The sequence below is a fragment of the Microvirga mediterraneensis genome (assembly GCF_013520865.1).
GTDB lineage: Bacteria > Pseudomonadota > Alphaproteobacteria > Rhizobiales > Beijerinckiaceae > Microvirga > Microvirga mediterraneensis.
The window spans coordinates 1,401,613-1,424,775 of sequence record NZ_JACDXJ010000001.1; the positions used below are offsets into that span (position 1 = coordinate 1,401,613).

Genomic DNA, 23,163 nt, shown 5'->3' on the forward strand with positions numbered 1-23,163 from the left:
ACGTTGCGGGGATGTCCCTGCTCCTCGTTCCCGCCGTGCCGCTTGCGCTCCTGAGCCTCGGAGCCGCGTTCACCTATCTCTACGCGTGGTCGATCGAAAGGCGCTTCCCGCCGACCGGCCGGTTCATCACGGTCGAGGGTTCCAGGCTGCACTACCGGGAGGAGGGGCCTCGTGACGGTCCAGCGCGCGGAACCATCGTGCTCCTGCACGGCGCCTCGTCGAATCTGGTCGAATCCATGCTGAGCCTGGGCCGGGCGCTGTCGCAGCGCTACCGGGTCCTCGCCTTCGACCGTCCCGGCCATGGCTGGAGCGAGCGGAAGCCGGGCCTGGGCGAGGCCGAGCCCGCCCGGCAGGCGGCGCTGATCGCCGGCGCCCTGCGGCAATTGGGCGTCCGGGACGCGGTGGTCGTGGGGCATTCCTGGTCGGGAACCGTGGTGCCCCATTTCGCCCTCGATCATCCAGACGTCGCGGGGGCGGTCCTCGTTCTGTCCGGGATCACGTCTCCCTGGCCGGGCGGCTATGTCGGCTGGTATCGGCGCCTGATCGATTCCCGGGCCGGATGGCTCATGATGCGCACGCTTGCCGTGCCGGTTCTTCTCGTCCTGCGGCCCTGGATGAAGGCGAAGACCTTCCGGCCGCAGCCGGCTCCGCCCCATATCGTGACGAAGGGCTTCATCCCCCTGGCTTTCCGGCCCCGGGCTTACGAGGCCAACATGCAGGATTTCGCCGTCATGTACGATGCGGTCCTGCGGCAGAGCGCGCGCTACGGGGAGATTCGGATGCCCGTGACGGTGGTGGCCGGCGACCGGGACGAGATCGTCTGGAGCGACCTCCACAGCCTCTCCTTCGCCCGGGCGGTGCCGGGCGCGGAGCTGATCCTGATGCCCGGCATCGGCCACATGCCGCAATACGCCGACCAGACGACGGTCCTCGCGGCTATCGAGGCCCTGGCCGGGCGGGTTGCGTCGGCCAGGGTTGAGGCGCCTCAGGCCTGAGCGGCGTGCTCCTGGTTGACGAAGGCGATGCGCACCATGTTGGTGGCGCCGGGGGTGCCGAAGGGCATGCCGGCCACGATGATGATGCGCTCGCCGATGGCCGAGTAGCCCTCGCGCACGGCGAACTTGCAGGCGCGGAAGGCCATGTCGTCGATGTCGCTGGCGTCCTTGGTGCGGATCGAGTGCACACCCCAGACCAGGGCGAGGCGCCGGGCGGTGTTCACGCTGGGCGTCAGCGCGACGACGGTGGAGTTCGGCCGCTCGCGGGCGATGCGGAACGCGGTCGAGCCCGAGAAGGTCCAGGCGGCGACCGTCTTGATGTTGAGCGTATCGGCGATCTGGTGCGAGGCCGCCGCGATGGCGTCCGAGCCGGTGGCTTCCGGCTCCGCGTTCAGGGTGCGCATGATCGACCAGTAGTTCTGGTCCTGCTCCACCTCCTCGGCGATGCGGCTCATAGTGGAAACCGCATCCACCGGGTACTGGCCCGAGGCGCTCTCGGCCGAGAGCATGACCGCATCCGCTCCGTCATAGACGGCGGTCGCCACGTCGGAGACCTCCGCGCGGGTCGGGACCGGCGAGGTGATCATGGATTCCAGCATCTGGGTCGCCACCACAACGGGCTTCCCGAGCTTGCGGGCCGTGCGGACGATGCGCTTCTGGATGCCGGGCACCTTCTCCAGCGGCATTTCCACGCCGAGATCGCCGCGGGCGACCATGACCGCGTCGGAGATCTCCATGATCTCGTCGAGACGGGTGATGGCCTGGGGCTTCTCGAGCTTCGACATCACGAGCGCGCGGCCGCGGGCGACCTTCTTCACTTCGGCCACGTCCTCGGGACGCTGCACGAAGGACAGGGCGATCCAATCCACGCCGGCATCGAGGGCGGCTTCGAGATCCGAGCGGTCCTTCTCCGTCATGGCGGCGACGGGAATCGTCGTGTCGGGCAGGCTGACGCCTTTGCGGTTGGAGATCTTGCCCGCGACTTCCACGATCGTGGTGGCCGAGCCCTGCTTCACGCTCTTCACGCGCAGCCGCAGCTTGCCGTCGTCGATCAGCACCGTGTGGCCGGGCTCGAGCGAGGACAGGATTTCGGGATGGGGCAGGTGCACGCGGTTCTTGGTACCGGGCGTCTTGTCGGCATCGAGGGTGAAGCTCTGGCCCTGCACCAGCATGGCGCTGTCGCCCTCGAAGGCGCCCACGCGCAGCTTCGGACCCTGCAGATCGGCGAGGATCGCGATGGGACGCTTGAACCGGGCCTCGACGGCGCGGATCATCTCGACCCGCTCCTTCAGCTTCTCGCGGGGGAGGTGGCTCATGTTGAGGCGGAAGACGTCGGCACCGGCCTCGAACAGCTTGGCGATCATCTCCGGATTCTCGGAAGCCGGGCCCAAGGTTGCTAGGATCTTCGTGCGCCTGTCGCGTCTCATCGTCATGGCCCCCCTGGCCGGTTCGTTTCGGTGAGCTGGATCGTCCAGCTCTTCTGTTCACCTGTGTCGACTTCGAAGAAGCCGCTGCGGTCAAAGCCTCTTGCGAGGCAATCCTCCGTTCCGCGAATCGTGAATTCGCGCTCCCGGGTGCACATGAAGGAGCGTCCGCTCCATTCACCGCCCCGGTCGTAGTCGATGGCATAGATATAATAGAAGCGGCCGCCCAGCTGCCCCTTGAGCAGCGTCTCGCAGGCGCGCGCGGTGAGATTCCACCAGCCTTCCGTAACCCACCCTTGGGCGTCCCGGTAGCCGAGCGCGATGCCGACCCGGCTCGAGGTCATGTTGCACAGGCGCAGATCCGCCTTCGCGGGCGATGCGGCCAGAAGGCACCCGCTGGCGAGGAACGTCGCGAGTGCAAGGCTTCGCCGCCGGCGAGGGGACGATGTGAGGAGAGCGGCCTTCATGGATGCGGTGTGATCGAATCGAAAGGAATGAAATCGCACAATGCGGTGAGAACTATGTCGAATCGTTGTCGGCCAGAAGTTCAGCCGGGGCAAGGCTTTACAGCAGGCTCGCTGCAGATTTTGCAGGCCGCATGGCCTTTACAACACTCCGGGGCCTCTTTGAAATGGGCCTTGCCCTCCATTTAGAGGGGAATCTATCCGGCCGGTGCATCGGCCTTGGGGCGCGCGATCCAGATGCCGAACAGAATCAAGGCGCCGCCGACGCTCTGCACCAGGGTCAGTGGCTCGCCGAGGATCGCCCAGCCGAACAGCGCCGCGGCAATCGCCTCCAGGAAGATCACCAGAGACGAGAAGACCGCCGGCAATCGCCCGAGCGCGATGGCGAGAAGGCCCTGTCCGCCCGCATGGCTGACATACGACATGGCGAGAAGCGCCGCGATGCCCTGCGCGGTCTGCGGGATCACGCGCGTGTCGAAGAGAAACGCCACGACCAGAAGAATCGCCGAGGTGATCAGCCCGGCCTCGAACGTCACCCGCGCGGCGCCTGCCGTCTTGCGCGCCCGGCTGGCCGCCAGGAAATACATGCCGAAGAAGAAGGCCGTGGCGACGCCGTAGAGATCGCCGACGATCCGGGCGGGATCCGCCTGGAGGCTCTGGCCGATCAGAGCCGCGCCGCCGAGCAGGCAGAGGCCGAGGCCCATGAAGGTCCCCCGCGAGACCCGCTGTCTGAGCACGAGCCACACGGTCAGCACCACGAAGAGCGGCGCCATGGTGGCGAAGAAGGTGGCGTTCGCCACCGTGGTCTTGAGAATCGCCAGGTGCCAGAAGAAGAGATCGCCGGCGAAGACGATGCCCCCGAGGATGCTCGCCCTGGAAAACCGGACCGTCACTGTGCCGGCGGGCGCGCGCTTCTCCTCGATTCGCATCCAGGCGTAGAGGAGGGGCAGGCAGAGCGAGACGCGCCAGAAGGCGCTGGCGAAGGGGCCCACATCGGCCGGTGCCCCGCCTATGCTGGAAGACGCAAAGCGCACGAAGATCGGGGAAATCCCCATGGCGACGGCGCCGAGGCACAGCGCGGCAAAAGCCGAGGTCAAGCCCGGTTCGAGCCGGGCCGTTGTGGATGGGGCGGGCATAAGCGTCGTGAAAGTGTGTTGCGCGGAAGGTCGCGTTGTCAGGGTCGGAGGGGCACGTTAAGGCTTTTCGTCCGCCGTTCAATCCATCCTTCCTGAAATCCGCAGCCCGCCATGTCCGCTTCCGTCGCCGTCGCGCTCGACGCCCCCTCCTGTGAGCCTCATCCCGTCGAGATCGTCCCCGGTTCCGTCGAATCGGGGATCCTCATCCTGTGCGATCACGCCTCCAACGCGGTGCCGCCGGATCTCGGCGACCTCGGTCTCCCCGAATCCGAGTTCGAGCGCCACATCGCCTACGACATCGGGGCCGCCGCCGTGACGCGCTCGCTCGCCCGGCACTTAGGCGCTCCGGCGATCCTGACGCGGTTCTCGCGCCTCATCATCGACCCGAATCGAGGCCGCGACGATCCGACCCTGGTCATGCGCCTGTCCGACGGCGCGGTGGTGCCGGGCAACGCCAGGGTCGACGAGGCCGAGGTGCAGCGGCGCATCGCCCGCTTCTACGATCCCTATGACGACGCCATCGCGGATGCGATCCACAGGGCCATGGCGGCGGGCCATCCGCCCGTCGTGGTGACGGTCCACAGTTTCACGCCGATCTGGCGCGGCTGGGCCCGGCCCTGGCACGTGGGCATCCTGTGGGACGCGGACGACCGCTTCGCCAAGCCGCTCCTCGAAGGGCTGGCGGCTGAGGACGGACTCGTCGTCGGCGACAACGAGCCCTATGATGGGGCGCTGGCGGGCGACACGGTCGACCGGCACGCCACAGTCCGGGGGCTCGCCAACGCTCTCATCGAGATCCGGCAGGACCTGATCGGGTCGGACGAGGGCGCTGAGGAATGGGCCGAGCGCTTCGCCCGGCTGCTCAAGCCGCTCGCCGGCCGGCCGGAGCTGAGGGCTCCTCACATTTTCGGGACCCGCACGCGCGACCGCCTGCGCCAGCACGGAGGGTAGGACCATGAAGAATATCGACGCGAAAACGCAAGGAGAGCTGGAGGCCGCGGCTTTTCGCAGGCTCGTCGAGCATCTGCGGGAGCGGACCGACGTCCAGAACATCGACCTCATGAACCTGGCGGGGTTCTGCCGGAACTGCCTTTCCAACTGGCTGAAGGAGGCCGCCGACGAGCGGGGCGTCGCCCTCTCCAAGGAGGAGAGCCGCACCCATGTCTACGGCATGCCTTACGAGGAGTGGAAGGAGCGCCATCAGCGCGAGGCTTCTTCCGCCCAGCTCGCCGATTTTGAGAAAACGAAGCCCGGGCATTAAAACCGCTTCAACCAAATGGCCATAACACTGGCACCAACACCACAATTAAGGGGCTTCCCTCATGGATGACGCAGCTTTCAATACCGAATCCGTCGCAGCCGACCAGCTGAAGGCCTTCATCGAGCGCATCGAGCGGCTCGAAGAGGAAAAGGCCGGCATCGCGGGCGACATCAAGGACGTCTATGCCGAGGCGAAGGGCAACGGCTTCGACACCAAGGTCCTGCGCAAGATCATCTCCCTGCGCAAGCGCGACTATGCCGAGCGTCAGGAGGAAGAGGCGATCCTCGAGCTCTACATGCAGGCGCTCGGCATGCCTATCTAGTTTCAATAAGTGTTGCGCATGGGATTGTTCATGCGCAACACGCTTGGCCCTGGGTAAGGGCCATTCAGATTGTCGGCTCAATTCAGGTTTTATCATTCGGATTGGGTTTGCTGATCGGAAAACGCGCCGACAGCGGCATGGGGCTGCCGCTGCTGAGGGACATTGGGCCCACACGTCTGATAGGCCGGATCCGCCTGACCGCAGAGCCTGTCGCCGACGCAGCCTGATGAAGCATCCGTCTCGCCGCTCGAAGGCCGTAATCCTCGTCGAACGGGACGTTCCCAAAACGCCGGGTATCTTAGCTCCTGACCTATAGCTGACTGTCGCTGGTCGGGGATCATTTGCCTTGCACGTAGTTTGCCTTGCACGTAGCACGCCCCCCTGGATCAGCTCTGATATCAGGGGGCTACAGGGGCCAGGCAAAATGGCACTGGATTATGCCCCGTTTCAACATGGGTCCGGGTGATTTTGACGTCGGCCATCCTAGAACCCGACCTGTCTGCCATCCATGTCGGCTTCCTCTCCATTTGGCTGACACAAGTGGCTTTGGCAAAGCGGCCTGCCCGATGAACGCATGTGAATGAGTCGCCACAACTGGGATAGGAATGAAGGGCGAACCGAGGGAGAAATGAAGACTCGCCCGCTCAGCTCATCAGTGCCAGAATAAAGCCCGCGAGTGACCGGCGGGGCGAGATGCTCGCTCCGTTTCGACGCTTCTCCCCATAGGCAGACCCTGAGGGAGGCTGAAGGCACAGGCCAATGCCCAGTGTTGCCAGACAGGCGCCCACGAAGAATCCCGTCACCGAGGCGGTCGGGTTGCCGGACGCGCCGGTGCTCACCACACGCGCGGCCCGGGGGACAGGTCTGGCGTTCCTTGAACTCAACTGCGAACGGCGCAACATCGGAATCACCCATCCGGTGCACGAAGATGCGTTCTTGGTTGCACTCCAGTTGAAGACGTGCCCGGATTTCGACTTGTACGCAGATGGCAAGCCGATACCGCCCAAGGACTTTGCTGCGGGCGCCGTCGCAATCTTCGACTTGAGGATGAATCTGGCCACTGATTTGCGCGACCCGTTCCACGCCGTGAACCTCTACCTGCCACACAAGGCGCTTGTGGCCATGGGCGACCATGGCGACATCCCAAGGCACATCCAGGAACTTCGCCATACCCCTGGTACCACCGTTTGGGATCCAGTCGCCCGCGATCTCCTGTTAGCGATGCGACCGGCCCTTGCTGCGAGACCAGACGAGACGCCCGAACTGTTCGTTGATCACCTTGCCCTCGCGCTTTCGATCCACGTCGCCCGTCGCTATGGGGATGTCGCGGCCTTGCCCCGGCAATGGGGCGGCGGCCTTGCCCCGTGGCAGGAACGTCGGGCCAAAGAGCTTCTCGACGTCCACATGGGCGGGGGCATCACGCTGGACACTCTCGCTCGCTCCTGTGGGCTTTCGGTGAGGCACTTCACCCGAGCGTTTCGTCAGTCGACCGGGATGGCACCTTATCAGTGGCTGCAATACCGCCGGATGGAGAAAGCGAAGCAACTCCTGGAGGAATCTTCTGCTCCGCTGAGCACCATTGCCTTGGACTGTGGCTTTGCAGACCAGAGCCATTTCACCAGAACGTTTTCTCGGGTTGTTGGCGTTACGCCAGGGACATGGCGCCGCCTGCAACGCGAATAGTTTGGCTCGATCGTTCCATGTTTGGCCGTTTCGTTCATGACCCGGAGTGTCGCGCCCCCGTAAATCTCGGCCGTCCATTCCGTAAACCCTAGGAGGTGCCAAATGGCCGGTGCTGCTGAAGTCCCCGTTTCGATTGTTCTTGTCCACGGTGGTTTTGTGGACGGTTCCGGCTGGGAGCCGGTCTACACCATGCTGAAGAACGACGGCTACGCGGTCAGTGTCGTGCAGAACCCGACGTCGTCGCTGGCCGATGACGTTGCGGCCACCAAGCGGGTCGTCGCAGGCGAGGCCAATCCTGTCATTCTTGTCGGACACTCATATGGCGGCGTCGTGATCACGGAAGCAGGCAACGATCCGAAGGTCCGAGGCTTGGTCTACATCGCGGCGTTCGCGCCCGACCATGGCGAATCCGTCGCCTCGCTCATCAAGAATCCCGCGCCCGGAGCTCCGGTGCCCCCGATCCTGCCGCCGCAGGACGGATATCTGCTGCTCGACAAGAGCAAATTCGCGGCGTCCTTTGCGGCCGATCTCCCGAAGGACAAGGCGGATTTCATGGCGAACTCACAACTTCCCTGGGGAGTAGAGGCTTTGGAGGGGGCAGTGACGGAGGCGGCCTGGAGAAAGAAGCCGAGCTGGTATCTGGTCGCAACCGAGGACAAGATGATCCCGCCTGAGGCACAGCGTGCCATGGCGAGCCGCGCTGGCGCAAAGGTGACCGAGGCTAGGGGCAGCCACGCGGTTTACGTCTCGCAGCCGGAAGCGGTGGCCGCTCTTATCAAGAATGCTGCGATGGGCGTTGGAGTGGCGGCACCGTAGACATGTGCTCCTCGATTGGGAAGCGGGGACTTCGGTATCTCTGCTTCCCGGTGAAAGGATCCGCCAGGAGCCGCCTTATCGTGGTTGCCGCACAAAGGACGGCAGCCGTGTCACCTGGGAACGTCTTGAAATGGCATTCCTGCAACGTAAGAGCCTGGTCCGCTTCGGCACCTGAGAGCCGACATCCTCTGCGCGGTCGGAGGATCGACCCAGGGCGAGTCTTGGCACAGCACATTCTCGCCGATCTCAAATCTTCCGATGATCGTTGCCGCCTGATACGAGCATTCTGGCAGCGTCGGGGTGGGCCAAGGCCGCCAAGCCCCCTAGGGCAAACTGCACCATGTGATCCGCCAGGGCCTGCGCATTGGCCGCGTCGGCACCCAAGGCCGGGAACAGTTGCGCCACCAAGTGTCTATCGGCCACCAGGAGCATGATGCAGGGGGCCGCGATGCTGACGCAGGCTCGTGCCACGATGGGATGCTCCCTCGGCAGGCCGAGCAGTTCGGAGACGAGCCCGAAGACGAGCAGTTTCTTGGGCTCGATCTCTTTCTGGCGCAGGGCATTGATGTAGGGCGACGGGGCAAGGACCTCCCGGGTGAGCACCCGCACGGCCCAGGACGACGAGGCGGGCCCCGTCACGGTTCTGATGATGAGCTCTATCAGCCCGCGGAGCTTCTGCCTCGGATCGGCATCGCCGGCCATGACGGCGGCCAGGGCCTGATAGCTGACGATACGATGGTGTGCCGTAACGAGAACCTCCTCGTAGAGGCCTTCGATCCCGCCATAGTAATAATTGACCGAGGCCGCGTTGGCGCCGGCCCTTTCCGCGATCTCCTTGGCGGTCGCGCGGTCGAAACCCTTCTCGGCGAATACCATGCCGGCGGCCTCGAGAAGCTGGGCTTTCGTGGTCGCCCCGTCATCGCGCCGGCCTCGGACGCCGGATCGCCTTTTCCTGATCGAACTCGTTTGTGTCATGCGCCCACCGCGTCAGATCCTTCGCCAATATCAAATCTATAATTAAAATTCAAATTTGACATCACGCCGGTGGCGTCCTACCTGTCTTGCACACGACCGTGCTCCGGATTCTGGCCGCCATGCTTCGACGCATCCTTGTCATAATTCTGCTGATCGCAGCCCTCGGAGGCGGCATATGGTGGTACCTGAACCGCCAGCCGGCGTCGGACGAGCTCGTTCTGTACGGCAATGTCGAGCTGCGTCAGGTCACCCTGGCGTTCAACGGGAGCCAGCGGATCGCCGAGGTGCTCGTCGAGGAGGGTGCGCAAGTCCGCAAGGATCAGGTTCTGGCGCGGCTCGAGACCGGCAGGCTGGCACCGCAGGTCGCTCAGGCCGAGGCCCAGGTCGCCAGCCAGCAGGCGGTGGTCGATCGCCTGCGCAACGGCAGCCGCCCGGAGGAGATAGCCCAGGCCCGCGCGAACCTCGAGGCCGCCCGGGCGGAAGCCCTGAACGCCCGGCGGCAATACGAGCGTCAGAGCGCCCTTGCCACGCGGGCGGTCGCCAGCGAGCAGGCCGTCGATCAGGCCAAGGCCGCCACCGACATTGCCGACGCCAAGGTCGACGTCGCCCTGAAAGCCCTGGACCTGCTCGTCGCCGGTTCAAGGGTGGAAGAGATCGCGCAAGCCGAGGCCCAGCTCCGGATGAGCGAGAGCCAGCTCGAGCTCCTGCGCCAGGAGCTTCGCGATGCCGAACTGCGGGCGCCCACGGATGCCATCGTCCGGTCCCGGCTGATGGAGCCGGGCGAGATGGCCTCGCCGACCCGTCCGGTGTTTTCTCTCGCGACCACTGATCCGAAATGGGTGCGGGCCTATGTGTCGGAAACTCAGCTCGGCCGCGTCCGCCCCGGCATGAAGGCCAGCGTGACCACCGACAGCTTCCCCGGCCGGGCGCTGGAGGGCTGGATCGGGTTCATCTCCCCGGTCGCCGAGTTCACCCCGAAGACCGTGCAGACCGAGGAGCTTCGCACCAACCTCGTCTATGAGGTACGCGCGTTCGTGGCCGATCCCGATAATCTCCTGCGCCTCGGCATGCCGGCGACGGTCAGGCTGATCGAGGATGCTGCGGCGCCCGGGGCGCAGCCGGAGGCCAGGCAGGCAGGGCAGACCCCATGACCGAGACTTCCCTCCCGGCTCCGGTCGTCGGCCGCGACCTGCGCAAGACGTTCCGCCGCGAGACCGGCGAGGTGGTCACGGCGCTGGATGGCGTCTCCCTGGCGGTAGGCACAGGCTCCCTGACGGCGCTCGTCGGTCCCGACGGGGCCGGCAAGACGACGCTGCTGCGCCTGATGTGCGGTCTCATGCCGCCCGATGCCGGCGATCTCGCGATCATGGGCATCGACGTCACAGCCGCCCCGCAGGCAGTCCAGGACATCCTCGGTTACATGCCGCAGAAGTTCGGCCTCTACGAGGACCTGAGCGTCCAGGAGAACCTCGATCTCTACGCCGATCTCCACGGCGTGAGCCTGGAGCAGCGCCGGGCGGTCTATCCCCGCCTGATGGAGATGACGCAGCTCGGCCGGTTCCGCGACCGCCTCGCGGGCAAGCTGTCCGGCGGCATGAAGCAGAAGCTGGGGCTCGCCTGTACGCTGGTCCGAGCGCCGCAACTCCTGTTGCTGGACGAGCCGACCGTCGGCGTCGACCCGCTCTCCCGCCGCGAATTGTGGGAGATCGTCCTCAAGCTCGTGCGGGAGGACGGGCTGACCGTAGTCGTCAGCACATCCTATCTCGACGAGGCCGAGCGGTGCGATCATGCCGTGGTCATGCATGCCGGACGGGTGCTGGCGCAGGGCGCGCCTGCCGAGATCATGGCCGAGGCGGCCGGATGCACGTTCCTCGCCACCGCGCCGGAGGGCATGCCGGCGCGCTCGCTTCAGGCTCGCCTGTTCGCCTTGCCCAGGGTCATCGATGCCGTTCCGGAGGCGGGACGGGTCCGCGTTGTGCGGGCTTCCGCCGAGGATCGCGCCCCGCTGGCGATCGATGGCGCGGATATCCCCCTGGAGGCGGTGCCGGCCCGTTTCGAGGACGGCTTCATGATGCTCTTCCACGCCGTTGCCGATGAAGGGGTGCGGAACACGATGACGGTCCGCACACCGCGGACCGGCGGCGGCGATGCAGTCGTCGTCGAGGTGCACGATCTCGTGCGGACCTTCGGCGACTTCACCGCCGTCGATCATGTCAGCTTCCAGGTCCGCCGGGGCGAGATCTACGGCCTGCTCGGCCCGAACGGCGCCGGCAAGAGCACGACCTTCCGGATGCTCTGCGGGCTGCTGCCCGCCAGTGGAGGCACATTGCGCGTGGCCGGGGCGGATCTTCGCACCTCGCGGGCTGCCGCCCGCGAGCGCCTGGGCTACGTCGCCCAGAAGTTCTCGCTCTATGGGCAGCTCAGCGTCGACGAGAATCTCGATTTCTTCGCCAGTGCCTACGGCCTGCGGGGCGGCCGCAAGCGCGAGCGGATCGCCTGGGCGAAGCAGCAGTTCGAGCTCGACCGGTTCTCGGACTTGGCCAGCGGCCAGTTGCCCGGCGGGTTCAAGCAGCGCCTGGCCATGGCGGCGGCCCTGCTGCACGAGCCGGAGATCCTCTTCCTCGACGAGGCCACGAGCGGGGCCGATCCCCTGGCGCGGCGGGAGTTCTGGGGACGGATCACCTCCCTGTCCGAGCAGGGCGTCACGGTCATCGTCACCACGCACTTCATGGAGGAGGCAGAATACTGCGACCGGATTCTCATCCTCGATGCCGGGCGCAGCCTGGCCGAGGGGACGCCGGCCGAGGTCCGCTCCCGCGCCGACACCACGGATGGTCGCCCCCCGACGATGGAGGATGCTTTCATCGCCATCGTCGAGAAGGCCAGGCAAGAGCGGAACAACGGACCTGCGCGGAGCGCCGCATGACGGCGCCCGGTCCAGCCACGGCCCGTGGAGGTGGCGCCCTCCGTCGGATCGCGGCCCTGATCCGCAAGGAAACCTATCAGCTTCTGCGAGACCCGAGCAGCATCGCCATCGGCATCGTCATGCCGCTTCTGATGCTCGTGCTGTTCGGCTACGGCCTGAACCTCGACGTCAAGAACGTGCCGATGGCGCTGGTGATGGAGGACACGTCCGCCGACGCGCGCGGCGTCGCCTCCGGCTTCGAGCTCTCCGAGTATTTCGACACGGTGACGGTCAAGACCATGGCCGAGGCCGAGCGCCTCCTGCTGGCCGGGACCGTCGATGCCATCGTCCGCGTTCCCTTCGACTTCGCACGCCGGGTCGAGCTCGGTTCCGCCGAGATCCAGGTCATCGTCCACGGTGCAGACGCCAACACCGCGCGCATTTCCCTCGGCTATGCCCAGGGCGCGGTCGCAACATGGCTCGCCCGGGAGGCGGCCAGGGGCCGCATGCTCGCTCAGGCCTCGGTCAGCATCGAGAACCGGTTGTGGTTCAACGAGGCCAACGAGAGCACCTACTTCCTGGTGCCGGGGCTGATCGTCCTGGTCATGACCCTCATCGGCGCCCTGCTGACGGCGCTCGTTGTGGCGCGCGAGTGGGAGCGCGGGACGTTCGAGGCGCTCTTCGTGACCCCGGTGCGGTCGGTCGAGGTGCTCCTCGGCAAGACGATTCCCTATTTCGTCCTGGGCATGATCGGGCTGGCTTTGTCCGTCCTCGGCAGCCTGATCCTGTTCGGTGTGCCGTTGCGGGGATCGGTCCTCGTCCTGGCGGGCGTGTCGATCCTCTACCTGCTGGTGGCCCTGGGGATCGGGCTCGTCATCTCGTCGGCCACGAAGAGCCAGTTCCTGGCCAGCCAGATCAGCATGGTGGCCACGTTCCTGCCCGCCATGATGCTGTCCGGGTTCATGTTCGACCTGCGCAGCATGCCCTGGGTGATCCAGCTCGTCACCTACGTCTTCCCGGCCCGCTACTTCGTGAGCCTGCTCCAGACGCTGTTCCTGGCCGGCAACGTCTGGAGCGTGATCGTGCCGAACGCGGCCGTGCTCGCGGCCATGGCGGCGCTCCTGCTGACGCTCGCCGTCCGGTTGACCCGCAAGAGGATCGGATGAGGCAGTCATGATCGAAGCGCTGTTCAGGATCCTGGCGCTGATGCGCAAGGAGCTGCTGGTGATCCTCAAGGATCCGCGGAGCCGGGTCACCCTGATCCTGCCCCCGGTCCTGCAATGCCTCATCTTCGGCTATGCCGCCACCTACGACCTGAACAACGTTCCCTATGCCCTCGTCGATCACGATCGGAGCGCGGCGTCGCAGGCGCTGGCCGCCCGCCTGGACGGGTCCGGGATCTTCACGCGGATCGCCACGCTCGAGCAGACGGACCTGGCGGCCGCCTATCTTGCGAACAGGCGCGTCGTTCTCATCGTCGTCATCGACCAGGATTTCGAGAGGGACCTGACCGCGGGCCTGCCGGCCGCGGTGCAGGTCATCGCCGATGGGCGGAACTCCAACACTGCGGGCATCGCGCAGGGCTATGTCGGCACGATCGCCGCCGCCTTCGGCCAGGCCTGGCGTGTCTCGCACGGCCTTCCGGGGCAGGCGGTGCAGGTGACGACGCGGGCTTGGTACAACCCGTCGCTCGAGACGCGCTGGAACATGATCCCGTCGCTGATCGGAACGATCACGATGCTGATGACGATGATGCTGACGGCCATGTCCGTGGCGCGGGAGCGGGAGGAGGGCACCTTCGATCAGCTCCTCGTGGCGCCGTTCAGGCCGACCGAGATCATGATCGGCAAGGCCGTCCCGTCGATGATGGTCGGGATCGTGCAGTCCAGCCTGATCTTCCTGGTGGCGCTGTTCTGGTTCCAGATACCCTTCGCAGGCTCCTATCTCGTGCTCTATCTCGGCCTCGTCCTGTTTCTGGCCGCGGCGATCGGGATCGGCCTGTTCCTGTCGTCGATCGCCGGGACGATGCAGCAGGCGATGATCCTGACCTTCGTGTTGCTGATGCCGTTCATGCTGCTGTCGGGGCTGATGGCGCCGGCCGAGAACATGCCGGCGGCCCTGCAATACTTCACCCTGATCAACCCGCTCCAATACGCCATCAGCATCACGCGCCGGGTCTACCTCGAGGGCGCGGGCCTCGATCAGCTCCTGCCCGACATGCTCGCGCTCGTTGCCATCGCGGCCGTGACCCTGCCGTTTGCGGCCTGGCTGTTCCGCAACCGGCTGACATGAGGACGCGATCCGCCATGCCGCCATGGTCGCCCTTCTTCGTGCTCGCAGGCCGCGGTCCGGTTGCCTATAAGGAACCAACCACGAAAGCTGGAGAAACGCATGAAGCTCGCCCGGAACCAAGTGCCGGAACCTCTCGATGCGGAGGCGCGCCGGAAAATCGCTCCCGTCATCTGCTACCCGGTCGAGACCCTGCCGCGGCCCGACCTCGCCGCATACCAGGCTGCCCGGGAGGGGTGGGAGAAGATCGCCGAGGTGATCGTGCCGCCCCGCGATGCGCGCTGCTTCACGGTGCCCGCCGGCTGTTTCTTCCGGATCGTCAGCATCGAGGGGCCGCAGGTGGGCGATCTCAATCTCTGGTCGGCGGATGACCTGAACGAGCGCTTCTTCTCCGGCAAGACGCGCGCCCTCAACGGCACGCATGTGTCGACCGGCGACCAGCTCTGGTCGTCCCTGCCTTACTTAAGGCCGATGGCGACGATCACCCACGATACCCTTGGCTGGTACGGCTTCGACGAATTCGGCGGCTCCGTGCACGACGTGATCGGAACGCGCTGCGATCCCTACACGCATCGCCTGCTCTCGGGGCAGGATTATCACCATTGCTGCCATTCCAACCTCACCCGGGCGCTCGCGCACCGGCTGGGGCGTCCCAAAGACGAGGTGGAGCCGGCGGTGCATGACGTGCTCAACGTCTTCATGTGCACCGGTTTCACGCGCGATACGGGACAGTACTTCATGAAGGCGAGCCCCGTACGGCCGGGCGATTATCTGGAATTTTTCGCCGAGATCGACATTCTGGGCGCGCTTTCCGCCTGTCCCGGCGGCGATTGCAGCGCGGAGCATTCGAGCGACGTGGCGGCCTGCCATCCGCTGCTGGTAGAGGTCTACAGGCCGAAGGCGCCGCCGCAGGGCTGGAGCCCTCCGGCGCGCAGCGCCTACGGCCGACAGCACGGCGAGTAAGCGATACCGACAAAAAAGGGCCCCGCGAGGGGCCCTTTTCCTTATCGCACCACCGGCAGCGGCTTGACCGCCGGACCCGTGAATTTGTTCGTCGCCAGATCGCCCACGGGCTTGTTCGAGAAACCCATATGCAGGCTGGGCTCCGCCGACATGAGGGTGCTCAGGGCCGTGGCCGGAGGCTTCTTCGCGGCGGGGGCCGCCTTGGCTTCGGGAGCGGACGCCGGCTTCGCCTTCTCGGCCTTGGGCAGGGCCTTGGGCGTGGAGCCGGTCACCGGAATGTCGACCGGGCTTGCGGAGGCCACCACGATGGGGCGCAGGTCGGGCCGGGGCGGCGGCAGAGGGTGCTGAACGGCCGCCATCTCGGTCGCGCCGCGCGATTCCGGAAGGCCCGGGATCGGGTTCGTGGCCGCGAGCGATCCCGGACGGGCCGGCGGAAGCGGCGCGTAGGCGAGGGCGACGGTGCCCGCGACCGGTTCGATGCCTGTATCGTCCGCGTCGGGCCGGCGCGGCGGCATCGGCGCGAAGGCCATGCCCTTGGGGATCGACAGGTCGGACTGCGATTCCGGTCCCTGCTGCCATGCCAGGACGGGCCCCGATGCGGTCTGCACGGTGCCGGGCGCCCCGTTGATCCGGGTCGGCGGCAGCGGTGCGGAGGCCGGCGGCGACAGATCCTCGCGCAAGGCGGGCGCCATGGCGGCCATGACGGCGGGAGCGGGCGGTTCGGGCCGCGGCTGGATCGCGACGGGAGCCCGGCGGCCCGGCTCGGGAGCCTGGCCCGGCTGCAGCGCCGCATAGACTGACGTGTTGGAATCGCTGGCGTAGTAGTTCTGTGCCGGCTGGGCCGTACGGGAGGCCACGATGGACCGGCTCGGCCGCGAGGCGACCCGGATCTCCTCCGCATCCTCGTTCTCGTCCTCGTCCAGCCCAAACAGAGTCGCCCAGAAGCTCTTGCGGCGCGGCTGGTTGGCGATGGCCTCCTCGGCATCCGCATAGGCGGTATAGCCGGCGACCGATCCGCCCTTGGCGAGCACTTCGGCGCGGGCCTCGTCGTAGCCGGGCAGGGGCCTGCCGTCCGACGGGATATGCACGGTCTTGCCGTCAGGGAAGATGCTGGCAAGCTGCGACCGGGTCATGCGCGGCCAGGCGCGCACGCTGCCCACGTCGAGATGGACGAAGGGCGTGTAGGCATTGGGATAATAGCCGACGCCGCCGTTCTGGAGCCGCATGCCGATGGCGCGCAGGCGCGCGGTGGACACGTCCGGCAGGTAGAAGTCCATGGCCTTGCCCTGCATGTGCTGGCTGTTCTTGGCCACGGCGCTCGAACGCCGCCTGAGCATGGAGTTGGTGTTCGGCGAGCGGTAACCCGAGTTCACATGGACGGGCGCGCTGGACCCGACCTCGCGATAGACCTCCCACACCGTGTCGAACAGGCGTGGATCCATGCGGGTCGGTTCGTCCCGGCGCCAGTCGCGCAGGAACCAGTTGAGCTGCTGCAGAGCGCCCGAATCGTACTGGCCGTTGCGCCTGAACGTGACGGTGAGGCTTTCCTTCGTGTTGTTGTTGTAAAGGCTCAGCGTGCGGGTATCGCCGTTGGCGACGGCATCCTGCGTGCCGCGCACCCCACCCACCATGACGGCCAGAAAGGCCACAAGACCAATGCCGGCGCGCTGCGCCAGGCGGTCCGTACGCAATACTCTCACTGTGGTACTCGTCTTTACCGGTCCGCATCCGGGGATGCAGCAATCCTTATGGTGAAAGGATCTTTGCCGAAGACGGTTACGTTCCCGTTAAGTGAGAGCAAGAAATTGCGTGAGAACCCGACGAAAAGCGGCGGCTATTCGGACAGGTTCAGAGCGGCCCGGACCTTGCGGTCGAGGCCATAGAGGTCCTCGAAGCGCTTCATCTCGCCCTTCTCGTCGACCGCGAGCGTGAAGTAGGTCAGGTGCACGGGCAGCGGGTTCGACAGGTGCACGGTGCGCTCGCCCTTGCCGATGAGCCCGCGCAGCTTCTCCTCGGTCCATTTGCCGTCCTTGCCCATGATCTCCTCGGCGAGCTGGAAGGGCTTGTCGACGCGGACGCAGCCATGGCTGAAGGCCCGCTTGCTGGCGGAGAAGAGATTGCGGTTCGGCGTGTCGTGCAGATAGACCGCATGCTGGTTGGGGAACATGAATTTCAGGAAACCCAGCGCATTGCGCTCGCCCGGCGGCTGCTGAACCATGATCCGGTCGCCGCGGCGGATGATCTTGTAGCCCTTCTTCGCCGCGTAGTCGGGATCGTTGGCCAGCGCCGGCAGGATCTCCTTCTTCATGATCGACGGCGGGATCGTCCAGGACGGATTGACCACGAGGTACTTCATGGTCTCGGAGAAGATCGGCGTCTGGGACTGCTCTTTGCCGACGATGACGCGGGTCTGGTAGACCGTGTCGCGCCCCTCGACCATCTGCAGGCGGAATTCGGGCACGTTCACCATGATGTGCCGCTGCCCCAGATCGGCCGGCAGCCAGCGCCAGCGCTCCATGTTGGCGATCAGGTCGGATTGCCGCTGCGCCACCGAGGGGCCGGAGAGGGCTGCCACCGTCTGGGCATTCAGGACGCCCGTATCCGGCAGACCCTTTTCCTTCTGGAAGGCCGCCACGGCCGAGGCCACGCGCTCGTCGTAGACCGTCTGGTTGCTCGCGTCCTTCGCGAGATTGAACCGCGCCCGGATCAGGGGCACGCGCGGATCCTTCATGCCCACGCGCAGGATCGGACCCCGAGGCAGGCGCACGCTCGGCTGCGAGGGATGGGTCTCGCGCAGTTTCGCCAGCCGCTCCTTCAAGGCTTTGTAGCCGGCATGCGGCGGGTTGTAGGCCTCGAGGGCGCCGCCCGCATCGCCCGCAGAGGAGACCTTGCCCAGCACTTCGTCGACGGCCGGCAGGGCGAGCTTCGGAGTCACCAGGGGGGACAGGCGGGCGAGGTCGATGCGTGCGCCGCGGGCGTCACGGGCATAGCGGATCACCGACAGGGAGAGCTTCACATCGGCCTTCGCCCATTGAGCCGGATCCGCGTCCCTGCGCAGGCCCCTGTCGGGCAGGGCATAATCGGCCGGGTCGAGGCCGTCTTCGTCGGCGGCCTTCAGGCGTTCCATCACGCCCAGGGCGGCGGGCGACCAGGCGCCGTCCCGCGCCCAGACCAGCGGGCGCTCGGCCTGCGCATAGTAGGCCTGCAGGGCCTCCCGATCCTTGGCGCCCACGCGCATGTCGCGCAGGGCCGCATCGTCCGCGAACAATCCTTCCACGGCCATGCGGACGAGGTCCGTCTGCATCAAGGCCGTTACGGGAGCCGCATCGGGCAGGGGAATGTCGATGACGGGAGCGGCCTTGAGATCGACTGCCTTGAGGCTGACGGGAGCCGGTTCGGGCAAGGGGATGGCCTGAGCGGCCGCATCCTTCGGCGCGGAGGCGTCCTGACCGGCGACATCGTGGAAGGAGGGCTCCGCCGGAACGGACTGCACCACCTCGGCCTGCGGATGGCTCGCATCCTCCGCAAAGGCGGACAAGGGCAAGAGGGAGACGGATCCAATGAGACCAAGCCACAGTGCCGTCTTGCGCACGTCACGCATGATCATGCTCCTCATCGCAGTGAAGGTGGAGGCTGGAAAATCCTCCATCAAGTGAAATTCGTCAGTGTTCCCGCGCACGTCCTGTTACGCTTAACGCGCGAAACGCCATGCGGCTTCATCGTCTAGGTCAAGTTGGTTCAATTTTCTGTAAAGGGCCGCGGCCGACCCGACACGGAATGCGTCATGAGCAGTTGAAACGATATGGAGGAACATGCGACGTATGTTGAACGAGAAGGAGTAAACCGTCTCTTAATGGTGAGGCGGCACAAGCCGGCCTCCGGCCGATATGGGTTGATCCGGGGAGCGCGGCGGCCAATATGTGTGCAGACCCTTCCAGCGCGTTCCCAGCAGGCAGTCGCCCGTGACCTTTCAGAGAATCTCCCCCTTGCACCATCCATCCTCCGCCGGCGCCGTGCAGGCCGACCTCGGGTCGCTGCCCGAATGGAACCTGTCTCATCTTTATCCCGGCATGGACAGCGAGGCGTTCAAGCGGGATCTCGCCAAGGCGGAAGCGGAGTGCAAGACCTTCGCCGAAGCCTATCGCGGCAAGCTCGACGCCATGGTCCGGGGCGAGAAGGCGTCCGAGACCCTGAACGAGGTGGTGAAGCGTTACGAGGCGCTCGAAGACCTTCTCGGCCGCCTGATGTCCTATGCGGGCCTCGTCTATTCCGGCGACACCACCGACCCGGTCCGGGCGAAGTTCTACGGCGACACCCAGGAGCGCCTGACGACCGCCTCGACGGAGCTGCTCTTCTTCGCGCTCGAACTCAACCGCATCGAGGATGCGGCTCTCGACAAGGCCATGAGCGAGCCGCCGCTTGCCCATTACAAGCCCTGGATCGAGGATCTGCGCAAGGACAAGCCCTATCAGCTCGAGGACAAGATCGAGCAGCTTTTCCACGAAAAGTCGGTGACCGGCCGCTCGGCCTGGAACCGCCTGTTCGACGAGACCATAGCGTCCTTGCGCTTCACGGTGCGGGGCGAGGAGCTGGCGATCGAGCCGACTCTGAACAAGCTGCAGGATCCGGACGAGAGCGTGCGCAAGGATGCGTCCGACGCCCTGGCGAAGACCTTCAAGGCGAACCTGCGCACCTTCACGTTGATCACCAACACACTGGCCAAGGACAAGGAAATCTCCGACCGCTGGCGGGGCTTCGAGGACGTGGCCGATTCCCGCCATCTGGCCAACCGGGTCGAGCGCGAGGTCGTGGAGGCGATGGTCTCGGCCGTGCGCGAGGCCTATCCGCGCCTGTCCCACCGTTACTATGCCCTGAAGGCCAAGTGGTTCGGCAAGGACAAGCTCGACCATTGGGACCGCAACGCGCCCCTGCCGAAGGTCGAGCAGCGCACCATCTCCTGGAACGAGGCCAAGGATACGGTTCTCTCGGCCTATTCCGACTTCTCGCCGCGCATGGCCGACATCGCCCGACGCTTCTTCGACGAGGAATGGATCGATGCGCCGACCCGTCCCGGCAAGGCTCCGGGCGCCTTCGCTCACCCGACAGTACCATCGGCCCATCCGTATGTGCTCCTGAACTACCAGGGCAAGCCCAGGGACGTGATGACGCTCGCCCACGAGCTGGGCCACGGCGTGCATCAGGTCATGGCCGGCCCCAACGGCGCGCTCATGGCGCCGACGCCGTTGACGCTCGCCGAAACCGCGTCCGTCTTCGGCGAGATGCTGACCTTCCGCCGCCTGCTCGACCAGACCAGGGATCCCGTGCAGCGCAAGGCCATGCTCGCGGCCAAGGTCGAGGACATGCTCAACACGGTGGTGCGCCAGATCGCGTTCTATTCCTTCGAGCGCAAGGTGCATCTGGAACGCCGCAACGGCGAGCTCACGGCGGATCAATTGTGCGAGCTCTGGATGTCGGTGCAGGACGAGTCCTTAGGCCCGGCGATCCGTCTCGGCCCGGGCTACGAGAGCTTCTGGACCTACATCCCCCATTTCATCCACTCGCCGTTCTACGTCTACGCCTATGCCTTCGGCGACTGCCTCGTGAATTCGCTCTACGGCGTCTACGAGCGTTCCAACGAGGGCTTCGTGGACCGGTATTTCGCGCTCCTTTCGGCCGGCGGCACCAAGCACTACTCGGAATTGCTCGCCCCGTTCGGCCTCGATGCCGGGGATCCGGCCTTCTGGCAGATCGGCCTGTCGATGATCGAACGCCTGATCGGCGAGCTGGAGACGATGGAAAAAGAAACGGTTTGATCTCCTGCCACGGGCGGAACGTTCGCTTTCCGCCCGTGGCAAGGGACAGAGCCTAAAAACGATCACTGTGTGGGGCCAAACCTGGAAGGTCGACCATGGCAGTTCGTATTGGGAGTCAAGCAGCAGACCGACTGAGCGGCACGAATGCCGCCGATGTGATTTACGGCTACGATCCGCATGCCAGAACCCCGCCGACGATGGCGGCCAACGCCATCGTGTCCGGTCTCGACCACCCGCTGTACCTGACATCGGCGCCTGGCGATTCGAGATACCTCTTCATTCTTGAAAAGGGCGGCCTGGCGAAAGTCTATGACTCCAGCACGGGCCAGACTCTCGGAACGCCATTCCTCAACGTATCCTCTCAGATCGCGACCGATGGAGAGCAGGGCCTGCTGGGGCTCGCCTTCGCTCCCGATTTTGCGACGAGCCGGACATTCTACGTCTATCTCAGCACGGCCGACCGCGATGTGGAGATCCGTGAATACAAGACGCTCGCGTCGGATCCCCTGGTCGCCGACATGGAAAGCATGCAGCTCATCGACCGGATCGATTATCCATCGTCCAGCGATAACCATCGCGGCGGCTGGATCGGTTTCGGTCCCGACGGTTATCTCTATGTGGCAACCGGCGATGGGGCGGACGGAGACAACTCGCAGAACCTCAGCAATCAGCTGGGCAAGATCCTGCGGCTCGATGTGAGGTCGGATGCCTTCTCCGACCCCACCAAAAACTACGCTCTGCCACCCGACAATCCGGCTTCGATCGATGGATTGGGAAGCGCCGTGGGGACCGGAATCTATGCGGCCGGCCTGCGCAATCCATGGCGCGTGAGCTTCGACCGTCTGACGGGCGAGATGTATATCGGCGATGTCGGTCAGAGTGCCTATGAAGAGATCGATCTCGGACGGGCCGGCGCCAATTACGGATGGGCTGTTACCGAAGGGCCCTTCAATTCAAGGCAATTTCCGAACTACACGAATCCGATCCATGCCTATGACCATAGCCTCGGTCAGGCCGTGACGGGCGGCTATGTCTATCGCGGGCCCGAGCATGACTTTCAGGGAACCTATTTCTTTTCCGATTTCGGCAGCAGCAAGATCTGGTCGCTGCAGCATGTATCCGGCACGTGGTCGTTCAAGGATCTGACGGGGCAGGTCGCCGTTGGCGGCGGCCCGATCGAACTCGTCTCGTCAATGGGCGAGGACGCCTCGGGCAACCTTTACCTCGTCGATTACGGCGGCAAGATTTTCCGTCTGGATCTCAAGTCCGGTATCGGCCCGGACCCCAATGACGATGCCGCCGATGTTCTGACGGGGGGAGGCGGCAATGATCGGATCTATGGCGGTGGCGGAAATGACACCTTGTATGGCGGCAGCGGCGACGATTATCTCCGCGGCGGATCGGGCGCTGATTTCCTGTCGGGCGGCAGTGGCTTCGATTATGCCGATTACCGTGATTCTCCAGGGCGCGTGATCATCGATCTCGCCAAGAAAACCCAGGCCGGCAGCGATGCGGCTGGAGACCGCCTCTCCAGCATCGAGGGCGCTTTCGGCAGCGCCTTCAACGATGTGCTGAAAGGCTCATCGGGGGACAATTTGCTGCGGGGTGGAGCAGGCGACGATATCCTCACCGGTAATGGCGGGATTGACAGGCTCTATGGCGATGCCGGACGCGATACGCTCACCGGCGGTTCGGGCAAGGACTGGTTGTCCGGCGGGGCGGGGGCCGACGTTTTTCGATGGCAAACGATCGGCTCCGTCGGTTCCTCTTTGAGCCGCGCGGATGTGGTGCGCGATTTCAGTCATAGCGCACAGGATCGACTGGATCTGTCGGAGATCGACGCGAATGCCCTTCGCGGCGGTAACCAGGCCTTCACGTTCATCGGCAAAGGCGAGTTCACCGCGGCGGGGCAGGTCCGGTATGAGGTCGTCGGCTCGGAGGCTCTGGTCTATCTGAATACGGATTCCGACCAGACCGCGGAGGGCATCATCCGGCTGAGCGGAATCCACAGCCTGAAATCCAGCGATTTCCTTCTTTAACGTAGTTGCCGAGGACAAAATGCCCGGGCGGATCTGGAAGGATCCGCCCTAGCGATCGGCGGCGCACGCCATATCTTA

The 23,163-nt window shown here is 65.4% G+C and carries 19 protein-coding genes; 13 read left to right on the plus strand and 6 right to left on the minus strand.

Going from position 1 to position 23,163, the window contains the following annotated elements:
- Positions 1 to 11 precede the first annotated feature (11 nt).
- Positions 12 to 995 carry an alpha/beta fold hydrolase gene (locus tag H0S73_RS06590; RefSeq protein WP_181051399.1) on the plus strand — a complete coding sequence of 328 codons (984 nt, stop codon included), beginning with the start codon at positions 12 to 14 and terminating at the stop codon, positions 993 to 995.
- Here the strand turns inward: H0S73_RS06590 and pyk are convergent.
- From pyk to H0S73_RS06605, 3 genes are all read right to left on the minus strand, one after another.
- The gene (pyk, locus tag H0S73_RS06595; protein WP_181054263.1) at positions 986 to 2,422 is read right to left on the minus strand and encodes a pyruvate kinase; all 1,437 of its coding nucleotides are present in this window, start codon (positions 2,420 to 2,422) and stop codon (positions 986 to 988) included. The two genes, H0S73_RS06590 and pyk, sit on opposite strands and share 10 nt — an antisense overlap.
- 2 nt (positions 2,423 to 2,424) lie before the next feature.
- A complete protein-coding gene (locus H0S73_RS06600; protein ID WP_181051400.1) occupies positions 2,425 to 2,886 on the minus strand; it encodes a DUF1036 domain-containing protein in 462 nt (153 codons plus the stop codon).
- Between the two features lie 194 nt (positions 2,887 to 3,080).
- Complete coding sequence (locus tag H0S73_RS06605; protein ID WP_181051401.1) at positions 3,081 to 4,019, minus strand: DMT family transporter; 939 nt, start codon at positions 4,017 to 4,019, stop codon at positions 3,081 to 3,083.
- Between the two features lie 111 nt (positions 4,020 to 4,130).
- On the opposite strand from H0S73_RS06605, the gene H0S73_RS06610 reads away from it, so the two are divergent.
- The 5 genes from H0S73_RS06610 (at position 4,131) to H0S73_RS06630 (ending at position 8,101) form a co-directional block, all read left to right on the plus strand.
- The gene (locus tag H0S73_RS06610; RefSeq protein WP_181051402.1) at positions 4,131 to 4,970 is read left to right on the plus strand and encodes an N-formylglutamate amidohydrolase; all 840 of its coding nucleotides are present in this window, start codon (positions 4,131 to 4,133) and stop codon (positions 4,968 to 4,970) included.
- Positions 4,971 to 4,974: 4 nt separating this feature from the next.
- Entirely contained in the window at positions 4,975 to 5,280 is a 306-nt protein-coding gene (locus H0S73_RS06615) for a DUF1244 domain-containing protein (protein ID WP_181051403.1), read from the plus strand.
- Between the two features lie 61 nt (positions 5,281 to 5,341).
- The gene (locus tag H0S73_RS06620) at positions 5,342 to 5,602 is read left to right on the plus strand and encodes a DUF2312 domain-containing protein (protein ID WP_181051404.1); all 261 of its coding nucleotides are present in this window, start codon (positions 5,342 to 5,344) and stop codon (positions 5,600 to 5,602) included.
- Positions 5,603 to 6,361: 759 nt separating this feature from the next.
- Positions 6,362 to 7,285 carry a helix-turn-helix domain-containing protein gene (locus H0S73_RS06625; RefSeq protein ID WP_181051405.1) on the plus strand — a complete coding sequence of 308 codons (924 nt, stop codon included), beginning with the start codon at positions 6,362 to 6,364 and terminating at the stop codon, positions 7,283 to 7,285.
- A 102-nt stretch (positions 7,286 to 7,387) separates the two neighbouring features.
- Entirely contained in the window at positions 7,388 to 8,101 is a 714-nt protein-coding gene (locus H0S73_RS06630; protein ID WP_181051406.1) for an alpha/beta hydrolase, read from the plus strand.
- A 246-nt stretch (positions 8,102 to 8,347) separates the two neighbouring features.
- Here the strand turns inward: H0S73_RS06630 and H0S73_RS06635 are convergent, their stop codons facing one another.
- On the minus strand, positions 8,348 to 9,076 hold the full coding sequence (locus H0S73_RS06635) for a TetR/AcrR family transcriptional regulator (protein WP_181051407.1): 729 nt from the start codon (positions 9,074 to 9,076) through the stop codon (positions 8,348 to 8,350).
- A 119-nt stretch (positions 9,077 to 9,195) separates the two neighbouring features.
- Between H0S73_RS06635 and H0S73_RS06640 the strand changes: the two genes are divergently transcribed.
- The 5 genes from H0S73_RS06640 to H0S73_RS06660 all read left to right on the plus strand — a co-directional run bounded on the left by H0S73_RS06640 (position 9,196) and on the right by H0S73_RS06660 (position 15,233).
- On the plus strand, positions 9,196 to 10,227 hold the full coding sequence (locus tag H0S73_RS06640; protein ID WP_181051408.1) for an HlyD family secretion protein: 1,032 nt from the start codon (positions 9,196 to 9,198) through the stop codon (positions 10,225 to 10,227).
- A complete protein-coding gene (locus H0S73_RS06645) occupies positions 10,224 to 12,002 on the plus strand; it encodes an ATP-binding cassette domain-containing protein (protein WP_181051409.1) in 1,779 nt (592 codons plus the stop codon). The genes H0S73_RS06640 and H0S73_RS06645 overlap by 4 nt, the downstream gene beginning before the upstream one ends.
- The gene (locus H0S73_RS06650) at positions 11,999 to 13,147 is read left to right on the plus strand and encodes an ABC transporter permease (protein ID WP_181051410.1); all 1,149 of its coding nucleotides are present in this window, start codon (positions 11,999 to 12,001) and stop codon (positions 13,145 to 13,147) included. The genes H0S73_RS06645 and H0S73_RS06650 overlap by 4 nt, the downstream gene beginning before the upstream one ends.
- Positions 13,148 to 13,154: 7 nt before the next feature.
- On the plus strand, positions 13,155 to 14,273 hold the full coding sequence (locus H0S73_RS06655; RefSeq protein ID WP_181051411.1) for an ABC transporter permease: 1,119 nt from the start codon (positions 13,155 to 13,157) through the stop codon (positions 14,271 to 14,273).
- 99 nt (positions 14,274 to 14,372) lie between these two features.
- On the plus strand, positions 14,373 to 15,233 hold the full coding sequence (locus H0S73_RS06660) for an urea carboxylase-associated family protein (protein ID WP_181051412.1): 861 nt from the start codon (positions 14,373 to 14,375) through the stop codon (positions 15,231 to 15,233).
- Positions 15,234 to 15,274: 41 nt separating this feature from the next.
- Here the strand turns inward: H0S73_RS06660 and H0S73_RS25510 are convergent, their stop codons facing one another.
- Positions 15,275 to 16,933 carry a peptidoglycan L,D-endopeptidase MepK gene (locus H0S73_RS25510; protein WP_343058257.1) on the minus strand — a complete coding sequence of 553 codons (1,659 nt, stop codon included), beginning with the start codon at positions 16,931 to 16,933 and terminating at the stop codon, positions 15,275 to 15,277.
- 134 nt (positions 16,934 to 17,067) lie between these two features.
- The gene (locus H0S73_RS06670; RefSeq protein WP_181051413.1) at positions 17,068 to 18,834 is read right to left on the minus strand and encodes a L,D-transpeptidase family protein; all 1,767 of its coding nucleotides are present in this window, start codon (positions 18,832 to 18,834) and stop codon (positions 17,068 to 17,070) included.
- Positions 18,835 to 19,219: 385 nt separating this feature from the next.
- Here H0S73_RS06670 and H0S73_RS06675 point away from each other — a divergent pair, with 385 nt between their 5' ends.
- Both H0S73_RS06675 and H0S73_RS06680 read left to right on the plus strand, forming a co-directional pair.
- On the plus strand, positions 19,220 to 21,046 hold the full coding sequence (locus tag H0S73_RS06675) for a M3 family oligoendopeptidase (protein ID WP_202049779.1): 1,827 nt from the start codon (positions 19,220 to 19,222) through the stop codon (positions 21,044 to 21,046).
- Positions 21,047 to 21,141: 95 nt separating this feature from the next.
- Positions 21,142 to 23,085, plus strand: a complete 1,944-nt coding sequence (locus H0S73_RS06680) for a PQQ-dependent sugar dehydrogenase (RefSeq protein ID WP_181051415.1) — start codon at positions 21,142 to 21,144, stop codon at positions 23,083 to 23,085.
- Positions 23,086 to 23,163 lie beyond the last annotated feature (78 nt).